Genomic DNA, 16,631 nt, shown 5'->3' with positions numbered 1-16,631 from the left:
ATTATGGGAGAAAAAGATGAACAAACGTCTATTTTTAAAAATAAGTCTGGCGACATTGCCAGTTTTGGCTTTGTTTTCACAACCAGTTTTAGCAGAAGAAAACATCCATTTTTCTAGCTGTATGGAAGCTTGGGCTAATGGCTATTCGGATCTTCATGAGGGGGATCCTGGTTATTCTGCCAAGTTAGACCGCGATCATGATGGTGTGGCTTGCGAATTGAAAAATGCTCCTAAGGGTGCCTTTAAAGCAAAACAAGCAACTGCGGCTCAAACTAACACAACTTCATCTACAACAAGTGGTTGGGTTAAGCAGGAGGGTGCTTGGTACTACTTTGATGGAAATGGAAACCCAGTGAAAAATACTTGGCAAGGAAGTTATTATCTGAAAGCAGATGGAAAAATGGCCCAGAGCGAATGGATTTATGATGATTCTTATCAAGCTTGGTATTACTTGAAATCAGATGGATCTTATGCTTACAGTACATGGCAAGGAGCTTACTACCTTAAATCAAACGGTAAAATGGCTAAAGGTGAATGGGTTTATGACTCTTCTTACCAAGCCTGGTATTACTTGAAATCAGGTGGTTCTTATGCTCGCAATGCTTGGCAAGGGAACTACTATTTGAAATCGGATGGTAAAATGGCTAAAGGTGAATGGGTTTATGATGCTACCTATCAAGCTTGGTATTACTTGAAATCAGATGGATCTTATGCTTATAGTACATGGCAAGGAAATTACTATTTAAAATCGAATGGTAAAATGGCTGTCAATGAATGGGTTGATGGTGGACGTTATTATGTTGGCGCTGACGGAGTTTGGAAGGAAGGTCAAGCAAGTACAGCTTCTTCTAGTAATGATAGCAATAGTGAATATTCTGCTGCTTTAGGAAAGGCAAAAAGTTATAATTCGTTATTCCACATGTCAAAAAAACGTATGTATAGACAATTAACTTCTGATTTTGATAAATTTTCAAATGATGCAGCTCAATATGCGGTTGATCATTTAAAAGCCGATTATAAATATAATGCCTTATTTAATGCTAAAAACTATAGAAAATTATTTAATATGTCTAAGTCTCGTCTCATCAATCAATTGACCTCTTTTATAGATGGCTTTACAGAGGAAGAAGCTAACTATGCAATTAATCATTTAGATGACTAACAGATACTGGTAGGCGAAAAATTCCTTATAATTCATTCACGCAAACCTTTGCATAAATGAGTGAATTTTGTTATACTATATCTGTAAGCATTTTCAATTAATTCATAATAAAAAAGGAGAATATGATGAGTCAAAAGATTATTGGGATTGACCTTGGTGGAACTTCTATCAAATTTGCAATCTTAACAACAGCAGGAGAAATCCAAGAAAAATGGTCTATCAAGACTAATATTTTGGATGAGGGAAGTCATATCGTTGATGATATGATTGAGTCTATTCAACACCGTTTGGACTTGCTTGGATTGGTAGCAGCGGACTTCCAAGGAATTGGAATGGGATCACCAGGTGTGGTTGACCGTGAAAAAGGGACTGTTATCGGTGCCTACAACCTCAACTGGAAAACCCTTCAACCAATTAAAGAGAAAATTGAAAAAGCCTTGGGTATTCCATTCTTCATCGATAATGATGCCAATGTAGCGGCTCTTGGTGAGCGCTGGATGGGTGCTGGTGATAACCAACCAGATGTTGTCTTTATGACACTCGGTACTGGTGTTGGTGGCGGTATCGTCGCAGAAGGCAAATTGCTTCACGGTGTTGCTGGTGCAGCAGGTGAGCTTGGCCACATCACTGTTGACTTTGACCAACCAATCGCATGTACCTGTGGTAAAAAAGGCTGTCTTGAGACAGTTGCTTCAGCAACAGGAATTGTCAACTTGACTCGTCGCTATGCCGATGAATACGAAGGCGATGCAGCCTTGAAACGCTTGATTGATAACGGAGAAGAAGTAACTGCTAAGACTGTCTTTGATCTCGCAAAAGAAGGAGACGACCTTGCTTTGATCGTTTACCGTAACTTCTCACGCTACTTGGGAATCGCTTGTGCCAACATCGGTTCAATCCTCAACCCATCAACAATCGTTATCGGTGGTGGTGTATCAGCTGCGGGAGAATTCCTTCTACAAGGTGTTCAAAAAGTCTACGACGAAAATAGCTTCCCACAAGTACGCACATCCACTAAATTGGCTCTTGCAACTCTAGGAAATGACGCTGGAGTTATCGGAGCAGCATCACTTGTATTGCAGTAAAATAAAAAAGGAGAAAATTGCTTTCCAGAAGCGAGTGATTTTCCTCCTTTCTTTTTTTATGCTATACTAGTTAGGACAATAAATGAGGTGAGAGTAAATGACAAAAGCAGATACTATTTTTAAAGAAAATATTGAACGAATCCTCAAAGACGGTGTCTTTTCTGAGCAGGCCCGTCCCAAGTACAAGGATGGGACAGTTGCCAACTCTAAGTACGTAACGGGTGCCTTTGCAGAGTATGACTTGGCCAAGGGGGAATTCCCCATCACAACCTTGCGTCCTATTGCCATCAAATCCGCCATCAAGGAAGTGCTCTGGATTTACCAAGACCAGTCAAATAGCCTAGAGGTGCTCAATGACAAGTACAATGTTCACTACTGGAATGACTGGGAAGTGGGGGATACAGGAACCATCGGTGAGCGCTATGGTGCTGTTGTTAAGAAACACGACATCATCAATAAGCTTCTCAAACAGTTGGAAGCCAACCCTTGGAACCGCCGCAATATTATCTCTCTCTGGGATTATCAAGCTTTTGAGGAGACAGATGGGCTACTCCCATGCGCCTTTCAGACCATGTTTGATGTCCGTCGTGTAGATGGAGAAATCTATCTGGATGCAACCTTGACTCAGCGTTCGAATGATATGTTGGTGGCCCACCATATCAACGCTATGCAGTATGTGGCTTTGCAGATGATGATTGCCAAGCATTTTGGCTGGAAGGTTGGGAAGTTCTTCTATTTTATCAATAACCTCCATATCTATGATAATCAATTTGAACAAGCAGAGGAATTGCTTCGTCGGGAGCCGTCAAACTGCCAACCACGTTTGGTATTGAATGTGCCAGATAAGACCAATTTCTTTGATATTAAAGCAGAAGATTTTGAGTTGGTGGATTATGACCCTGTCAAGCCACAGTTGAAGTTTGACCTAGCAATTTAATACTTTTCGAAAATCTCTTCAAACCACGTCATCGTCGCTTCATCTACAACCTCAAAACCATGTATTGAGCTGACTTCGTCAGTTCTATCCACAATCTCAAAACAGTGCTTTGAGCAATCTGTGGCTAGCTTCCTAGTTTGCTCTTTGATTTTCATTGAGTATAAAAGAATAGAAAAAGAAGTTGAGACAATGAATCCCAACTTCTTTTGTTTCTTAACGTGATACGCGGCGGCGAGCTGCTTTTTTACGGTTTTCTTCGATGAAAGCTGCTTTTTGCTCTTCTGGTTCGATTACTTTCTTTTTAAATGCGTATACCGCGCCTGCAAGTGCAGCGACAGTTCCTGCGACACCTGTTACAAGACCTTTAGCGAATCCTTTAGCCATGAGTCTTCCTCCTTTATATTCTCAATCAGTCAGCCTCTTCAAGAGGTCACATTTTTCTGACTGACCTTTTTGTGTTATAATAATAGTAACGAAAAAATGGGAATTTTTCAAGGAAAAAAGATGAAAACAAAAATAATTGTGATTGTTGGACCGACTGCCGTTGGAAAAACAGCCCTTGCCATTGAAGTGGCCAAGCGTTTTAATGGCGAAGTGGTTAGTGGAGATAGCCAGCAAGTCTATCGAGGACTTGATATTGGGACGGCCAAGGCTAGTCCAGAAGAGCAGGCAGCTGTTCCTCATCATTTAATCGATGTTAGAGAGGTAACCGAGTCTTACTCGGCTTTTGATTTTGTTTCAGAAGCTAAGATGGCTATTGAGGACATTCACAGTCGTGGCAAGCTAGCTATTATTGCTGGTGGTACTGGACTTTATATCCAGAGCTTGCTAGAAGGTTACCACCTGGGTGGGGAGACACCTCATGAGGAGATTTTGGCCTATAGGGATAGTTTGGATCCTTATACAGATGAGGAATTAGCCCATTTGGTGGAGCAAGCAGGTCTTGAAATTCCCCAGTTTAATCGTCGTCGTGCTATGCGTGCCTTGGAAATTGCCCATTTTGGTCAGGATTTGGAAAATCAAGAGACCTTGTATGAACCATTGATTATCTGCTTGGATGATGAGCGCAGTCAATTATATGAACGTATCAATCACCGCGTGGATTTGATGTTTGAGGCTGGACTTTTGGATGAGGCCAAGTGGCTTTTTGACCATTACCCTGATGTGCAGGCTGCTAAAGGTATTGGCTATAAGGAACTCTTTCCTTATTTCCGTGGAGAGCAGACTCTGGATGAAGCTAGTGAGAGTCTCAAACAGGCGACCCGCCGTTTTGCCAAGCGTCAGTTGACCTGGTTCCGTAATCGCATGCAGGTCACCTTTTATCAGATTGGAGAATCTGGTGTACAAGACCGCATTTTAAGCCAGATAGAGGAGTTTTTAGATGATTGATACGGAAAAAAAAGAGGAGCGGGTCCTGCTCATTGGTGTGGAATTGCAGGGTATGGACAATTTTGACCTCTCCATGGAAGAATTAGCCAGTCTAGCCAAGACAGCTGGTGCAGTCGTTGTAGATAGCTACAGACAAAAACGTGAAAAGTATGATTCCAAGACCTTCGTCGGCTCTGGTAAGTTGGAAGAGATTGCGCTCATGGTGGATGCAGAAGAAATTACCACTGTCATTGTCAACAACCGCTTGACTCCACGGCAAAATGTCAATCTAGAAGAAGTTCTCGGTGTCAAGGTCATTGACCGTATGCAGTTGATTTTGGATATCTTTGCCATGCGGGCTCGAAGCCATGAAGGGAAACTCCAAGTCCACCTAGCCCAGCTCAAATATCTCTTGCCCCGCTTGGTTGGTCAGGGAATTATGCTCAGCCGTCAGGCAGGGGGAATTGGTTCCCGTGGACCTGGTGAAAGCCAGCTGGAGCTGAACCGTCGTAGCGTTCGCAACCAAATCACAGATATCGAGCGTCAGCTCAAGGTGGTTGAGAAAAATCGGGCGACTGTCAGAGAAAAACGTCTGGAGTCCAGCACCTTTAAGATTGGTTTGATTGGTTATACCAATGCTGGGAAATCAACTATCATGAACACCTTGACCAGTAAGACCCAGTATGAGGCTGACGAGCTCTTTGCGACTCTGGACGCGACGACTAAGAGTATCCATCTGGGGGGCAATCTTCAAGTAACTTTGACAGATACAGTTGGCTTTATCCAAGATTTGCCTACAGAGTTGGTATCTAGTTTTAAGTCAACCTTGGAGGAAAGCAAGCATGTGGACCTTCTGGTTCATGTTATCGACGCCAGCAATCCTTACCACGAGGAGCATGAAAAAACAGTTCTTTCCATTATGAAAGACTTGGACATGGAGGATATTCCTCGCCTGACCCTTTATAATAAAGCGGATTTGGTGGAGGATTTTACACCTACTCAGACGCCTTATTCCCTGATTTCTGCCAAGTCTGAGGATAGTCGTGAGAACTTGCAGGCACTATTTTTAGAGAAAATCAAGGAGATTTTTGAGAGATTTACCTTGCGAGTGCCTTTTTCAAAGTCCTACAAGATTCATGATTTAGAAAGTGTTGCAATTCTGGAAGAACGTGATTATCAGGAAGACGGCGAAGTGATTACAGGCTACATTTCTGAGAAAAACAAATGGAGGTTAGAGGAATTTTATGACTGATATTAAAACGTTGGCTCTAAAATATGGGGGCTATACAAGTCTGGATAAGGTCTATCTGGATCAACTTCTAGCTGGCAAGACAGAGCAGGAGCAGTTGGTACTGATCACACCTCCGCCCAGCGTGGTCAATGCTTACTTTGCAGAGCTATACCAGAAAAAGAGTCCTGAGGCTGCGACGGATTATTTTGCGGAACTCAGTCAAGAACTGAATCTTTACAATACTGAGCCAAGTTTCACCCTAGAAAATAAGCCTTTTATTCGCCTTAACCTGTCTGGTAAATCCTTTGGTTTTTGTTATGAGAGTGAGGGTCTGGGTCGAATTTTCTCTGAGAATGAAGAGAAGATTTCAGATGACTTGCTCTTTGAAATTGCGCAAATTTTTCCCCATCAGCTGGTCTTTGAGGAGTCTGGCAAGATTTACATGAAGGCTGTCGAGGACGAGGAAATTGTTAGCGTGGAAAGTCTTACAGCTTTGACTGATTTGGAAATCTTGGCTGACGGTCGTAAGCGTCTCAAAGGCTACAGCCAAGAGGATTTATTGCAAGAAGCCACTGCTTTTTCTGGCAAGCGCTATTTCCGATCGGAAAACCGCACAGCCATGTTATATATTGATTAATTAGAAAGTATCGAATGGATATTCAATTTTTAGGAACGGGGGCAGGTCAGCCCTCTAAAGCCCGCAACGTTTCAAGTCTCGCCCTGAAACTCTTGGATGAGATTAACGAAGTCTGGCTCTTTGACTGTGGAGAAGGTACGCAAAATCGCATTCTGGAAACCACAATTCGACCACGTAAGGTCAGCAAAATCTTTATTACTCACCTACATGGAGACCACATCTTTGGATTACCGGGTTTCCTTTCTAGCCGTGCTTTTCAGGCCAATGAAGAGCAGACAGATTTGGAAATCTATGGACCTCAAGGAATCAAGTCCTTTGTCTTAACCAGCCTTCGTGTGTCAGGTTCGCGCCTGCCTTATCGTATTCATTTTCATGAGTTTGACCAAGATTCTTTAGGAAAAATCCTTGAGACCGATAAATTCACTGTGTATGCAGAGGAGCTGGATCATACTATTTTCTGTGTTGGCTATCGTGTCATGCAAAAGGACTTGGAAGGAACGCTGGATGCTGAAAAACTCAAGGCGGCAGGTGTCCCATTTGGCCCACTTTTTGGAAAAATTAAAAACGGTCAGGACGTTGTTTTGGAAGACGGAACTGAAATCAAGGCAGCAGACTATATCTCAGCTCCACGTCCAGGTAAAATTATCACTATTCTGGGTGACACCCGCAAAACCAATGCCAGTGTGCGTCTAGCTATCAATGCCGATGTCCTAGTCCATGAATCGACTTATGGCAAGGGTGATGAAAAAATTGCTCGTAACCATGGCCACTCTACTAACATGCAAGCTGCACAAGTAGCAGTAGAAGCAGGTGCAAAACGCCTCTTACTCAACCATATCAGTGCCCGTTTCCTCTCAAAAGATATCAGCAAGCTCAAAAAAGACGCTGCTAGTGTCTTTGAAAATGTCCATGTGGTCAAAGACTTGGAAGAAGTGGAAATCTAAAAACTTGAGAAAGGAACAGTATGTCTACTATTCTCATTACAGGAGCTAGCGGTGGCCTAGCACAAGAGATGGTCAAACTCTTGCAAAATGACCAACTCATCTTGCTTGGTCGAAATAAGGAAAAATTAGTCCAAATCTACAGAAATCATCCCTGTGCAGAATTGATTGAAATCGATATTACCGATGATTCAGCCTTAGAAACTCTGGTAACTGACCTCTATCTCCGCTATGGCAAGATTGATGTTTTAATAAACAACGCTGGTTACGGGATTTTTGAGGAATTTGACCAGATTTCTGACCAAGATATTCACCAGATGTTCGAGGTCAATACTTTTGCTCTGATGAATCTATCTCGTCGCCTTGCGGCTCGAATGAAGGAAAGTCGAAAAGGCCATATCATCAATATCGTCAGTATGGCAGGTCTAATAGCTACTGGCAAGTCCAGTCTCTACTCAGCGACCAAGTTTGCGGCCATTGGTTTTTCAAATGCTCTGCGCCTCGAACTTATGCCCTATGGAGTCTATGTGACAACGGTCAATCCAGGACCAATCCGAACAGGATTTTTTGACCAGGCCGATCCAGATGGAACCTATCTCAAGTCGGTTGACCGCTTCCTGCTAGAACCAGATGCAGTGGCTAGAAAGATTGTCAAGATTATAGGAAAAAATAAACGAGACCTCAATCTTCCTGTTTTATTGAACCTAGCCCATAAGTTTTATAGTCTCTTTCCCAAGCTAGCTGATAAGTTGGCAGGGGAAACTTTTAATTATAAATAAAAAAGTTGTTCCTAAAATGGAGCAACTTTTTTGATGATTAGAATAAATCAATTCCAGTCTTATTTAATGCATGGCAATGATAAGTGAAGGCGTTGATAAAATTAGAGTAGTATTGCTGATCAATAAATTTTGCGCTTTGAAGATAATTAAATAAATTTTTTGCTAAGGGAATAGCCTCAGGTTTATTCCATCTAAATTGATTGTAAACATGTTCAACTTCTAGGAACATGAGGGGAATAGCCAGGTAGCCTCGTTCGAAGGTCTGAAGTGATTTAATTTTTTTAATAATATCATCAGCCTTTTGATAGTAACCCAGTTCAGAGAAATATTTTACGGAGAAAGTGAGAGCATTTAAAATACGGATGTAGGTGTCAGTATTAGCACTTTCTTTGTACATAAGTAGTAATTGTTTGCTCATATGGTCAATAAGTTCCATAGGAGAATGATTGACGATGACGCGATAAATTTCAAGTTCGATACTATTAAAGACATCCGATTTCATTAAATGATTGATAATGTTTTGAATTCTGGCAACAGTTTCTGGACTCTTTGATATGGTTGGATAATGTCTTAATTTGATTGATTTAAAAATCATCTCTGCTTGAAGTGAATTGTCTTTTAGATAGACATCAAATAATTTTTCGTATTCTTCAATGTAAGTGAGAATATCTTCTTCATGGACCACATGCTTGCCAAATTCAATAGCAGGTAATTCTAAGCAGTCTCCACCTTTATTTGCATAGGCTAGAACAAAATCATTCCATTCCACTCCGATAACAATTAACAGTTTGGCAAAGTTTTCAAGTGAAATTCCTTTGTCTCCTTTTTCAAATTGACTTAGGAACTGTGGTGATACGATATCTGAGGCGGCTTCCTTTAGGCTGAGTCCTCGTGCTTCGCGCAGATACTTAAATGTAGCTCCAAATGGGTATAGATTTTCCATAAATAATCTCCTTACATACTTCTAAAACTATTATACAAAAATTTAGAGAAAAAATAGAGAAAAGAAAACTATAGTTACAAAATATTAGAATTCTATGCTATTTTTGGATTTTTTAAATAACATTGAAACTATAGTTTAAATGCCGAAAAATTTAAATATCTATTATGGTATGATAAGGGAAAGAATGGAAAATAAAGTAAGCTTGTTATACTAGTATAACAAGGATTGACTTACCACTCAATCCTATTCTATCAGTCATTAAAGGAGAAAATGATGAAGAAACTGAAAACCCTCACAACTTCAACAGCTATTGCGCTTGCGTCTGTTGGTGTGCCTGCATTTGCTCAAGAAGCAACTGTTTCAGCACCAGTTGATGCAAATACTGTAACTGCCGTCAATGAACCAGCTCTTGTTTCAAAACCTGTAGCTGATGCAAAACCAGAAGTGAAGAAATCTTCTGATGTCAAACCTGCTCTTGATGCTCAAGCGTCTACTGTTAAACAAGTTGAAGCTGAAAGTGAAACAGCAAAAGCTGAAGCTACTTCTGCTAACCATGCTGTTACAACCACTGAAACTGCTTTGACAAGCGCTAAAGAGGACTTGAAGTCAGCGGAAGCTGTTAAAGCCAATGCTACAGAAGAAAATATCACTGCTACAAAAGCTAAACAAGACGCTAATGTAAAAGCTCAAGAAGCCAATCAAAAAGCAACTGAAGCGTCTACTGAAGCGATTAAAGCACAAACTGAAACTGTAGCAACTGAAACAGCTAACGTTGCAAGCGCAACAAGTAAGAAAGCTGAAGCGGATAAAACAGTAACCGCTAAAGAAGCTAATGTAAAATCAGCTGAAGACGCGCTAAATGGTTCAGGACTTGGCGAAGCAAAAGCTTCACTTGCCCAAGCTGAAAAAGATATTGAACAAGCCAATGCCAATATTTCAAGCGCAACAACAGCTGTCGAAACCGCTAAAAAAGCAGATAGCAACCGCGCAGACGCCATCAAACAAGCTACAAACAATGTGAACGTCAAAAACGATGCCTTGAAACTAGCTAAAGAAATGATGGACGCCGACCAAAATAAAGTGGAATCTATCCAAGAAAAAGCAGATGCTACAGCCTCTAAAGAAAAAGAAGCGCAAACTGCATTGGATGCGGAAAAAGCTAAGTTAAATAAATCTGAAGGAATGAACATTCCAAATCCAACATTCACTATTCCATCAAATGTGTATAATGGATTTTCAGCAGATGTATTAAAATCAGCTGGTGTGTCTTCAAATGTTGTAACATTCGCACAGCTAGTCAAATTAGATGACGCAACTACAAATGAATCAATTAAAAAAGATTTACGTCGTATCATTCTTCAAGCTTCTGCTAACATTGTTAAACAATCAAATGCTAACGTTAAATATGACAATGCTGATCTAAATCGTCCAGTTGATATTAACAATTTGACAGATGCTCAAAAACTTGAAATCTCAGAATTTTACGTCAATGGATTGAAACAAATCAGAAATGCATTTAAAAATTCATTTAACGTACAATCAGAAACAGGAACAACTAAAGAAGCTGTCACTTTAGCGTCAACACAAGCTGAAAAATATGAAAAACGTGGATTAGACCCAGTTGTTCATGGTCACGTAGCAAATGCTGTTGAAAACATTTCCTTCATGAACTCTGATATTTCAAATATGTATGAATTAAAACAAGCCGTCTATAACACTTTAATGTTCACAACATATCTTGATAATGCTGTTTCAAATGAAAGATACAGATGGGGACACCTTCGTGCAAACCTAAACTTTGCAAAATATATTGGGATTGATGTAGCTAATATCAATGGTCAACATCGTATGATTGTAGCATTTTCAAATGAAGGAACTCCAGTTTCTAAATCAAATGAACTTGCCCAACTTGAAGCAAAACTAGCTGAAGCACAAAAACAAAACAGCCAAGCTCAAACTGCTCTTACAAATGCTAAAGCAGAATTAGCAGAAGCTTCACGCAAATATGCTTCTGCACTTGACGCTAAAACAGAAGCTGAAAAAGAATTAGCAAGTACATCAAATACTCCACTTCAAACAGAAGTTGCTGAAAAGAACTTGCAATTGGCAAACCTTGCTTTGACAAATGCACAAGAACGTAAAGCAACTGCTGAAAAAGCTGTTGAAAACTTCTCAAGAAGCCAAGCAGAAAAACAAACTGCTCTTGAAACAGCTAAAGCTGAACTAGCTACAGCTAAAAATGAACAAAAAGATGCTGAAACTGCTCTTACAAGTGCGCAAGCAAAATTGCAAGCTGAAGAAAACAAGTTGACTGCACTTCAAGCTGAACAAGCGAAGCTCCATGCAGAAAAAGACCAATTGGTGTCAGATGCGAAAGCAATTGCAACTGAATTGAGTGCTTATCTAAACGCAGATAAAAATCTTGCAGATGCACAAGCAAAAGTAGCTGATTTAGAAGCAAAATTGACTCAAGCAAAATCTACTGCAAAATTGGCACAAGATAAATTGGACACAGTTACAGCTAAATTGAAAGCTGAACAAGCTAAACTAGCTGAAATCCAAGAAGAGTTTGATAAGTTGGTTAAGGCTGAAAGCAAGGATGACTACAATTTATCAGATTGGTATCTGGAGTATCTTGCAGGGAAACAAGCGAAGAAGAAAACAGATACAGAACTCAAGAAAGTAGAAGACTCACAAGCTGGTAACTGGATTGAATCATCTGGTCGTTGGTGGTACAAACATGCTGATGGTTCATATACAACCAACGGTTGGGAACAAATAAAGGATAAATGGTACTACTTTGATCACGCAGGTTGGATGAAAACTGGCTGGGTCAAAACTGGTAGCTCATGGTATTACTTGAACAACTCAGGTTCAATGGCTACAGGATGGGTAAAAGATAATGGTACATGGTATTACCTTAACAAGTCAGGTTTAATGGCTACAGGATGGGTAAAAGATAACGGTACATGGTATTACTTGAACAAGTCAGGATCAATAGCTACAGGTTGGATAAAAGATAACGGTACATGGTATTACTTGAATAACTCAGGCTCAATGGCTACAGGATGGGTAAAAGATAATGGTTCATGGTACTATCTTGACAAGTCAGGTGCTATGACAACAGGATGGTTTAAAGTTTCTGGTAAATGGTACTACGCCTATAGTTCAGGAGCTTTAGCAGTAAACACCACTACACCAGATGGCTATACAGTCAATACCAACGGTGAGTGGGTAGGATAAGGATGAGAAAAGGAATTTGAAATCATGAAAAATAAAAAAATATTAGTTAGTTCTTTATTAGCAGGTTCGTTGTTATCAGTGGGTCTTATGACTTCTAAACCAATGGAGGTTCATGCTTTAACAGATATGAGTGTCAAGGATACTCAAAATCCCTTGAAAATCACCTTAATACCGACAGCGGGAGGTTCTACATCAGCTACTCTTTTAGTTGACCTACAAAGAAGTTCCAACGTTAATGATAGTACTTCTCTCTATTTTGATATAGTTAATGAGAGTACTGGAACTTTGACTGAATCGCATTATTTTGGTAAATTTGATGGCAAGAATAGATTACAGTCGGGTATTAATTTACTTCTAGTAGAGGATGGCAATTATTATTTAGATATATATAGTGTAGATGATTTTGGAAAACGTTATTTTGGACGTTCAGAAATTTTTAGAATATCAGATAAGGAATACTATCCTATTAAGAAAGTAGAAGCACCCAAAGCTACTGAAGCTCCAAAACAAACCACTAGCTCTAACTCAGGTCAGACTGGTTGGTCAGGTTCTTCTTACTATAAAGCTGGTGTTAAAGTAGTCAATCAATGGATTTTTGATGTTCAGTACAATTCTTACTTCTACCTAAATGCTTCAGGTAACTTTGTTCAAAATGCTTGGTCAGGAAGTTATTACCTCAAATCAGGTGGCTACATGGCTAAGAGCGAGTGGATTTATGACAATAACTATAAATCATACTATTACTTGACAGCAGAGGGTAGCTATGCACGTAATACCTGGGCTGGAAGTTACTACCTTAAATCAGATGGTAAAATGGCCAAGAGTGAGTGGATTTATGATAGTAGCTACCAATCTTACTATTACCTAACGTCAGAAGGAAGCTATGCTCGTAACCAATGGGTAGGTGACTACTACCTCAAATCGAATGGTAAGATGGCAGTCAACGAACGTACCCCAGATGGCTACAAAGTAGATGGCTCAGGTAAGTGGGTAAAATAAGGAATTAGAGTTCAATATGGAAAATGTAATTGGTAAATTAAAAAGCTTATTTGAAACCAAACGTAAGGAGAGCATTGCAGGTTTAGTTGTAATTGCACTAGTGTTAATTTTTGGAATAAAGAAATTAACGACTGATCCCTTAGATGGAACTTATGAAATTTTAACAAAACGTGATCATTTAGTCATGGTGATTAAAGGAAATGCTGGGACCGTCACCTCTGAGGATTCAGACGGAGACAAAGAACAAAGACTAGTGAAAATTGATAAACAAAAGAAAGAATTGACAATCACAGACACTAAAGGAAGAAATTTAGGAAAAACAAAATATATGTTAAAAGATAAGGAACTTTATCTTCAAGAGCCAGATCAAACCTTTAACCGAGTAAAATAGACTACACATTAAAAGCTTACCTCAGTACCCTAAAAGTTACTGGGGTAAGAAATTGTATATAGGGAGAATATGAATGAAATTTAAAAAATTAATAACTATAGCTAGTTTAGTAGGATTGATTACTTTCTTATTGCCAGTTGTTTCATCGGGTAATCAGTTTATACCTCCATTAAGTGAACATGTTTCAGAATATTTAGATGCACCATTATGGTATTTATTTTTGATTTGGTATGGTGCATTTGTGATTACTTTTTTATTGTCTTTAGTAATTGGAAAAGGAAGGGTGCTTCAAATTATTACATCTATTATAGTTATTCTAGTAAGTTTATTTGGAATTTTTGTTCATTTTTCAATAACAAAAGAATTGGTTGGAAGATCGGATTTAGGTTTTGGAGCGATTCTATATTATGTCTGTGTTTTGATAAATATTTTTGCAGCAATAATGGTCATAAAAGGTGATAAGACTACTAGTAAACAGATTCATTAAATAACTTTCTTTCAGTAGTAGTTGGGATGAATGTGATAGTAATGGCAGGTTTTTAGTAAAATAGAAAAAAGATGGAGAATGAAGTGGAAGAAAAATCAGTATTATTAGAAAATTTATATAATCTACATAGAGGTATAGATTATATTTATCAAAAGCAAAACTATAAGATGAAGTTAGAAAATGATAGAAGGAAAGCTAAGCAAATACAAGCTCAATTACAAAATTTATTAGAAAGTAATTCATCTAACAAAATAGAGAAAATGATGAGGCAATCATTTTATGTAGTTCTGTTTGGTGCTTTGGGAAATCTAGCTAAATTTCTACTAATGTTTTGGTTTGGTGACGGTAATCTTCTTGAACTTGTTATGTATTTGGCAGCAACAGCAATTTTAATTTTTTATCTTCAAAAAAAGATACGTCGAAAAACAGAAAAATGGTTAAATATATGGACAGGGATTATTTTAGTCATGTTATTAGCTGCACCTCTTAGGATAATATTTTTTGCAATAATAGGGTTAATAAGTTTTAACTTATTTGAAGGTATATTTTTTTCAATTATAGCCTTAGGAATGCTTTATTTAACTTCTATTTTAGGTAAAATTTGGTATCCTAAATGGGTTGATTTCATTAATACGCTAATTGATGATGATAATAAACAACTCATTAAAAATTCAGGCATGAGACAGTCTGATTATGATAGACAGATTAGACATGAACAAGAAATTAAGCAAGAGCAACAGCAGTGTGAAATAGAGATGCAAGAAGCTGCAGGAGCTCTAGTGGCTTTTGGTAGTGGATGGTATCCCAAAGATTACTATTTCATAGAAGCTATAGAATTTTTTATCGGAGCTTTAGAAAATTTCAAAGCTGATAATATGAAGGAACTTGTAAATTTATATGATGAAACAAAATATAAAGAATTATAGTTGAACTATCAGAAAGAAATGCTACAGTTACAAAGAGAACAATATATTGATACTAAGAAAATGCTTCAAGCATTAAGATATAACAATTATGTTCAAACTTTGCAATTACAGCAGTTAGATGGAATCCGTAGAAATACAGAAGAAGCAGTTGATTACTTGAGAAATTTACATGTTCAAGAAAATCATTACCATACGCATAATCATTACCATCAAAATAATATTTATTGATTTATATAAGTGAAATTAAAATTAGAAATAATATGAAGAAAATTATAAACATGATGACCTGTCTGGGTTTACTTTGTGGTTTGTTTTCACTAGTGAATTCAGCCCAAGCTGACAGTACTGACAACAACCAACTATTGCCACAAATCACTGAGAAGTGGGAGAGTAAACATCTATTTGAAAATAATATTAATAGACTTGGTTACGCTTTGAAGGATATTGACAAAAATGGGACGGATGAATTATTAATCGGTTTGACCAATGGTGAAAAATGGGAACTGTTTGAAGTATATTATATGAATGGTAATACTCCCACTCCATTATTTGATAGATTTTGGGATACAAGTCTTAGAATGGGGACAGTTATTGATACCTACACAGATGGTAGTATTATGGTGTTCGAAAGTGCTCCAGGGATTATGTCATATAGATTGTTCCAACTTTCTAAAGAAAATAAGGAGGCAAGTTTAATTAAAAAAGGTGAATTTAGAGCAGGAGAAGGTGATCTAAGCGAGTTAAATCTTGATTCTAAAACAAAAATAGATACCTCAACTATTGAATATACTTCTCTAAATCTCCCGATTGTTGGAGATAATATGGATCCTAATCCCCCTATGCCCAAGCCCCTTGTTGATGCTAAAATTGGTGATGAAATTCCTCTCCCATCCGAATTAGTGGGTACTTGGATTAATAAAGAACCTAATAATGGTACTAAACCTGGTAGAGCTTCATCACTCATTTTAGGAGAAGATGGAAACTACACTGGAACCTTTAAAGATGGAGATATTAAAGGAAAATTATCTCGACTAAAAAAAGTGAGTGAGAACGGATTTATTGTCTTAAAAGAGAAAAATGACGGAGAAGCTTTCTTTTTTAGTGTAGGTTTAGGAGCAGTTTTGCTTCCTGGTGAGCGAATTGATTTTGGGCTGGTATTGGAAGGACGGAATTTATATAATGCGTCATGGTTAGTCAAAGAAGGAGAGGAAGACTATTCTAAGCCCACCATGCTCGCAACTTTTGTAAATCCAAATTATGGTCCTAAGAAAATAGAGAAAAAATCAGAGCAAGAAGTAGCGAAACAAGGAGATACAGTGCCAGAATCAACTCAAGACAGTAGTGAGGAGATAAAGCCAGAACAAAAACTATTCGGAAACATTCCAGTGTTTGCCATTGTTGCAGGAGCTGGACTCGTTCTTGTTTTAATCCTTGCTATATTTTTGTTTAAAAAATAAGATTTTATAAAATCCTTATGATTTACTATTAGATAAAAAACCTCA

The 16,631-nt window shown here is 38.4% G+C and carries 16 protein-coding genes and 2 pseudogenes; 16 read left to right on the top strand and 2 right to left on the bottom strand.

The window, feature by feature from the left end:
- Positions 1-16 precede the first annotated feature (16 nt).
- From KV696_RS03285 to KV696_RS03275, 3 genes are all read left to right on the top strand, one after another.
- Positions 17-1,162 (top strand): Ltp family lipoprotein, encoded by a 1,146-nt coding sequence (locus KV696_RS03285; protein ID WP_219966833.1) that lies wholly within the window; start codon positions 17-19, stop codon positions 1,160-1,162.
- Between the two features lie 125 nt (positions 1,163-1,287).
- Positions 1,288-2,247: an ROK family glucokinase gene (locus tag KV696_RS03280; RefSeq protein WP_000078563.1), complete on the top strand. Its 960-nt coding sequence runs from the start codon at positions 1,288-1,290 to the stop codon at positions 2,245-2,247.
- Positions 2,248-2,344: 97 nt separating this feature from the next.
- Positions 2,345-3,184 (top strand): thymidylate synthase, encoded by an 840-nt coding sequence (locus tag KV696_RS03275; RefSeq protein ID WP_219966832.1) that lies wholly within the window; start codon positions 2,345-2,347, stop codon positions 3,182-3,184.
- Between the two features lie 213 nt (positions 3,185-3,397).
- On the opposite strand, the gene KV696_RS03270 is transcribed toward KV696_RS03275, so the two are convergent.
- The gene (locus tag KV696_RS03270) at positions 3,398-3,568 is read right to left on the bottom strand and encodes a DUF3042 family protein (RefSeq protein ID WP_001051777.1); all 171 of its coding nucleotides are present in this window, start codon (positions 3,566-3,568) and stop codon (positions 3,398-3,400) included.
- A 120-nt stretch (positions 3,569-3,688) separates the two neighbouring features.
- Here KV696_RS03270 and miaA point away from each other — a divergent pair, with 120 nt between their 5' ends.
- Genes miaA through KV696_RS03245 form a run of 5 tightly spaced genes read left to right on the top strand, consistent with a single transcriptional unit; the run spans position 3,689 to position 8,140 of the window.
- Entirely contained in the window at positions 3,689-4,573 is an 885-nt protein-coding gene (miaA, locus tag KV696_RS03265; protein WP_219966831.1) for a tRNA (adenosine(37)-N6)-dimethylallyltransferase MiaA, read from the top strand.
- Positions 4,566-5,804, top strand: coding sequence for a GTPase HflX (gene hflX, locus KV696_RS03260; protein WP_219966830.1), 1,239 nt, complete (start codon positions 4,566-4,568; stop codon positions 5,802-5,804). The genes miaA and hflX overlap by 8 nt, the downstream gene beginning before the upstream one ends.
- A complete protein-coding gene (locus tag KV696_RS03255) occupies positions 5,797-6,420 on the top strand; it encodes a cystathionine beta-lyase (protein WP_219966829.1) in 624 nt (207 codons plus the stop codon). The genes hflX and KV696_RS03255 overlap by 8 nt, the downstream gene beginning before the upstream one ends.
- Positions 6,421-6,434: 14 nt before the next feature.
- Positions 6,435-7,364, top strand: a complete 930-nt coding sequence (gene rnz, locus KV696_RS03250) for a ribonuclease Z (protein ID WP_153192085.1) — start codon at positions 6,435-6,437, stop codon at positions 7,362-7,364.
- A 20-nt stretch (positions 7,365-7,384) separates the two neighbouring features.
- On the top strand, positions 7,385-8,140 hold the full coding sequence (locus KV696_RS03245; protein WP_000104115.1) for an SDR family NAD(P)-dependent oxidoreductase: 756 nt from the start codon (positions 7,385-7,387) through the stop codon (positions 8,138-8,140).
- A gap of 37 nt (positions 8,141-8,177) precedes the next feature.
- Here KV696_RS03245 and KV696_RS03240 read toward each other — a convergent pair whose 3' ends face one another.
- On the bottom strand, positions 8,178-9,083 hold the full coding sequence (locus tag KV696_RS03240) for a helix-turn-helix domain-containing protein (RefSeq protein WP_000429573.1): 906 nt from the start codon (positions 9,081-9,083) through the stop codon (positions 8,178-8,180).
- A 270-nt stretch (positions 9,084-9,353) separates the two neighbouring features.
- Between KV696_RS03240 and KV696_RS10335 the strand changes: the two are divergent.
- From KV696_RS10335 to KV696_RS03210, 8 genes and pseudogenes are all read left to right on the top strand, one after another.
- Positions 9,354-11,279, top strand: a pseudogene (locus KV696_RS10335) (SEC10/PgrA surface exclusion domain-containing protein); the annotation flags it as partial.
- 525 nt (positions 11,280-11,804) lie between these two features.
- Positions 11,805-12,326, top strand: a pseudogene (locus KV696_RS09995) (hypothetical protein); the annotation flags it as partial.
- Positions 12,327-12,350: 24 nt separating this feature from the next.
- On the top strand, positions 12,351-13,325 hold the full coding sequence (locus tag KV696_RS03230) for a PspC-like choline-binding domain-containing protein (protein WP_000791275.1): 975 nt from the start codon (positions 12,351-12,353) through the stop codon (positions 13,323-13,325).
- Between the two features lie 16 nt (positions 13,326-13,341).
- Positions 13,342-13,716: a hypothetical protein gene (locus KV696_RS03225; protein ID WP_000432464.1), complete on the top strand. Its 375-nt coding sequence runs from the start codon at positions 13,342-13,344 to the stop codon at positions 13,714-13,716.
- Positions 13,717-13,789: 73 nt separating this feature from the next.
- Complete coding sequence (locus tag KV696_RS03220; RefSeq protein ID WP_000669444.1) at positions 13,790-14,203, top strand: hypothetical protein; 414 nt, start codon at positions 13,790-13,792, stop codon at positions 14,201-14,203.
- Between the two features lie 71 nt (positions 14,204-14,274).
- A complete protein-coding gene (locus KV696_RS03215; protein WP_258318545.1) occupies positions 14,275-15,129 on the top strand; it encodes a hypothetical protein in 855 nt (284 codons plus the stop codon).
- A gap of 18 nt (positions 15,130-15,147) precedes the next feature.
- Complete coding sequence (locus KV696_RS09990) at positions 15,148-15,357, top strand: hypothetical protein (RefSeq protein ID WP_258318544.1); 210 nt, start codon at positions 15,148-15,150, stop codon at positions 15,355-15,357.
- Positions 15,358-15,389: 32 nt separating this feature from the next.
- On the top strand, positions 15,390-16,586 hold the full coding sequence (locus KV696_RS03210; protein WP_004249311.1) for a hypothetical protein: 1,197 nt from the start codon (positions 15,390-15,392) through the stop codon (positions 16,584-16,586).
- The last annotated feature ends 45 nt before the right edge of the window (positions 16,587-16,631 follow it).

The organism is Streptococcus humanilactis (genome assembly GCF_019448275.1).
In the GTDB taxonomy this organism is placed as follows: domain Bacteria; phylum Bacillota; class Bacilli; order Lactobacillales; family Streptococcaceae; genus Streptococcus; species Streptococcus humanilactis.
The sequence above is the reverse complement of the archived record's forward strand: the minus strand, read 5'-3'. Positions and strand labels throughout refer to the sequence as shown.

Coding starts and splice junctions, on each gene's coding strand:
- KV696_RS03230 (WP_000791275.1), top strand. CDS start 12,351: ATGAAAAATAAAAAAATATTAGTTAGTTCTTTATTAGCAGGTTCGTTG.
- KV696_RS03245 (WP_000104115.1), top strand. CDS start 7,385: ATGTCTACTATTCTCATTACAGGAGCTAGCGGTGGCCTAGCACAAGAG.
- KV696_RS03275 (WP_219966832.1), top strand. CDS start 2,345: ATGACAAAAGCAGATACTATTTTTAAAGAAAATATTGAACGAATCCTC.
- rnz (WP_153192085.1), top strand. CDS start 6,435: ATGGATATTCAATTTTTAGGAACGGGGGCAGGTCAGCCCTCTAAAGCC.
- KV696_RS03210 (WP_004249311.1), top strand. CDS start 15,390: ATGAAGAAAATTATAAACATGATGACCTGTCTGGGTTTACTTTGTGGT.
- KV696_RS03220 (WP_000669444.1), top strand. CDS start 13,790: ATGAAATTTAAAAAATTAATAACTATAGCTAGTTTAGTAGGATTGATT.
- hflX (WP_219966830.1), top strand. CDS start 4,566: ATGATTGATACGGAAAAAAAAGAGGAGCGGGTCCTGCTCATTGGTGTG.
- KV696_RS03240 (WP_000429573.1), bottom strand. CDS start 9,083: ATGGAAAATCTATACCCATTTGGAGCTACATTTAAGTATCTGCGCGAA.
- KV696_RS03285 (WP_219966833.1), top strand. CDS start 17: ATGAACAAACGTCTATTTTTAAAAATAAGTCTGGCGACATTGCCAGTT.
- KV696_RS03215 (WP_258318545.1), top strand. CDS start 14,275: ATGGAGAATGAAGTGGAAGAAAAATCAGTATTATTAGAAAATTTATAT.
- KV696_RS03270 (WP_001051777.1), bottom strand. CDS start 3,568: ATGGCTAAAGGATTCGCTAAAGGTCTTGTAACAGGTGTCGCAGGAACT.
- KV696_RS03225 (WP_000432464.1), top strand. CDS start 13,342: ATGGAAAATGTAATTGGTAAATTAAAAAGCTTATTTGAAACCAAACGT.
- KV696_RS03280 (WP_000078563.1), top strand. CDS start 1,288: ATGAGTCAAAAGATTATTGGGATTGACCTTGGTGGAACTTCTATCAAA.
- KV696_RS03255 (WP_219966829.1), top strand. CDS start 5,797: ATGACTGATATTAAAACGTTGGCTCTAAAATATGGGGGCTATACAAGT.
- KV696_RS09990 (WP_258318544.1), top strand. CDS start 15,148: ATGCTACAGTTACAAAGAGAACAATATATTGATACTAAGAAAATGCTT.
- miaA (WP_219966831.1), top strand. CDS start 3,689: ATGAAAACAAAAATAATTGTGATTGTTGGACCGACTGCCGTTGGAAAA.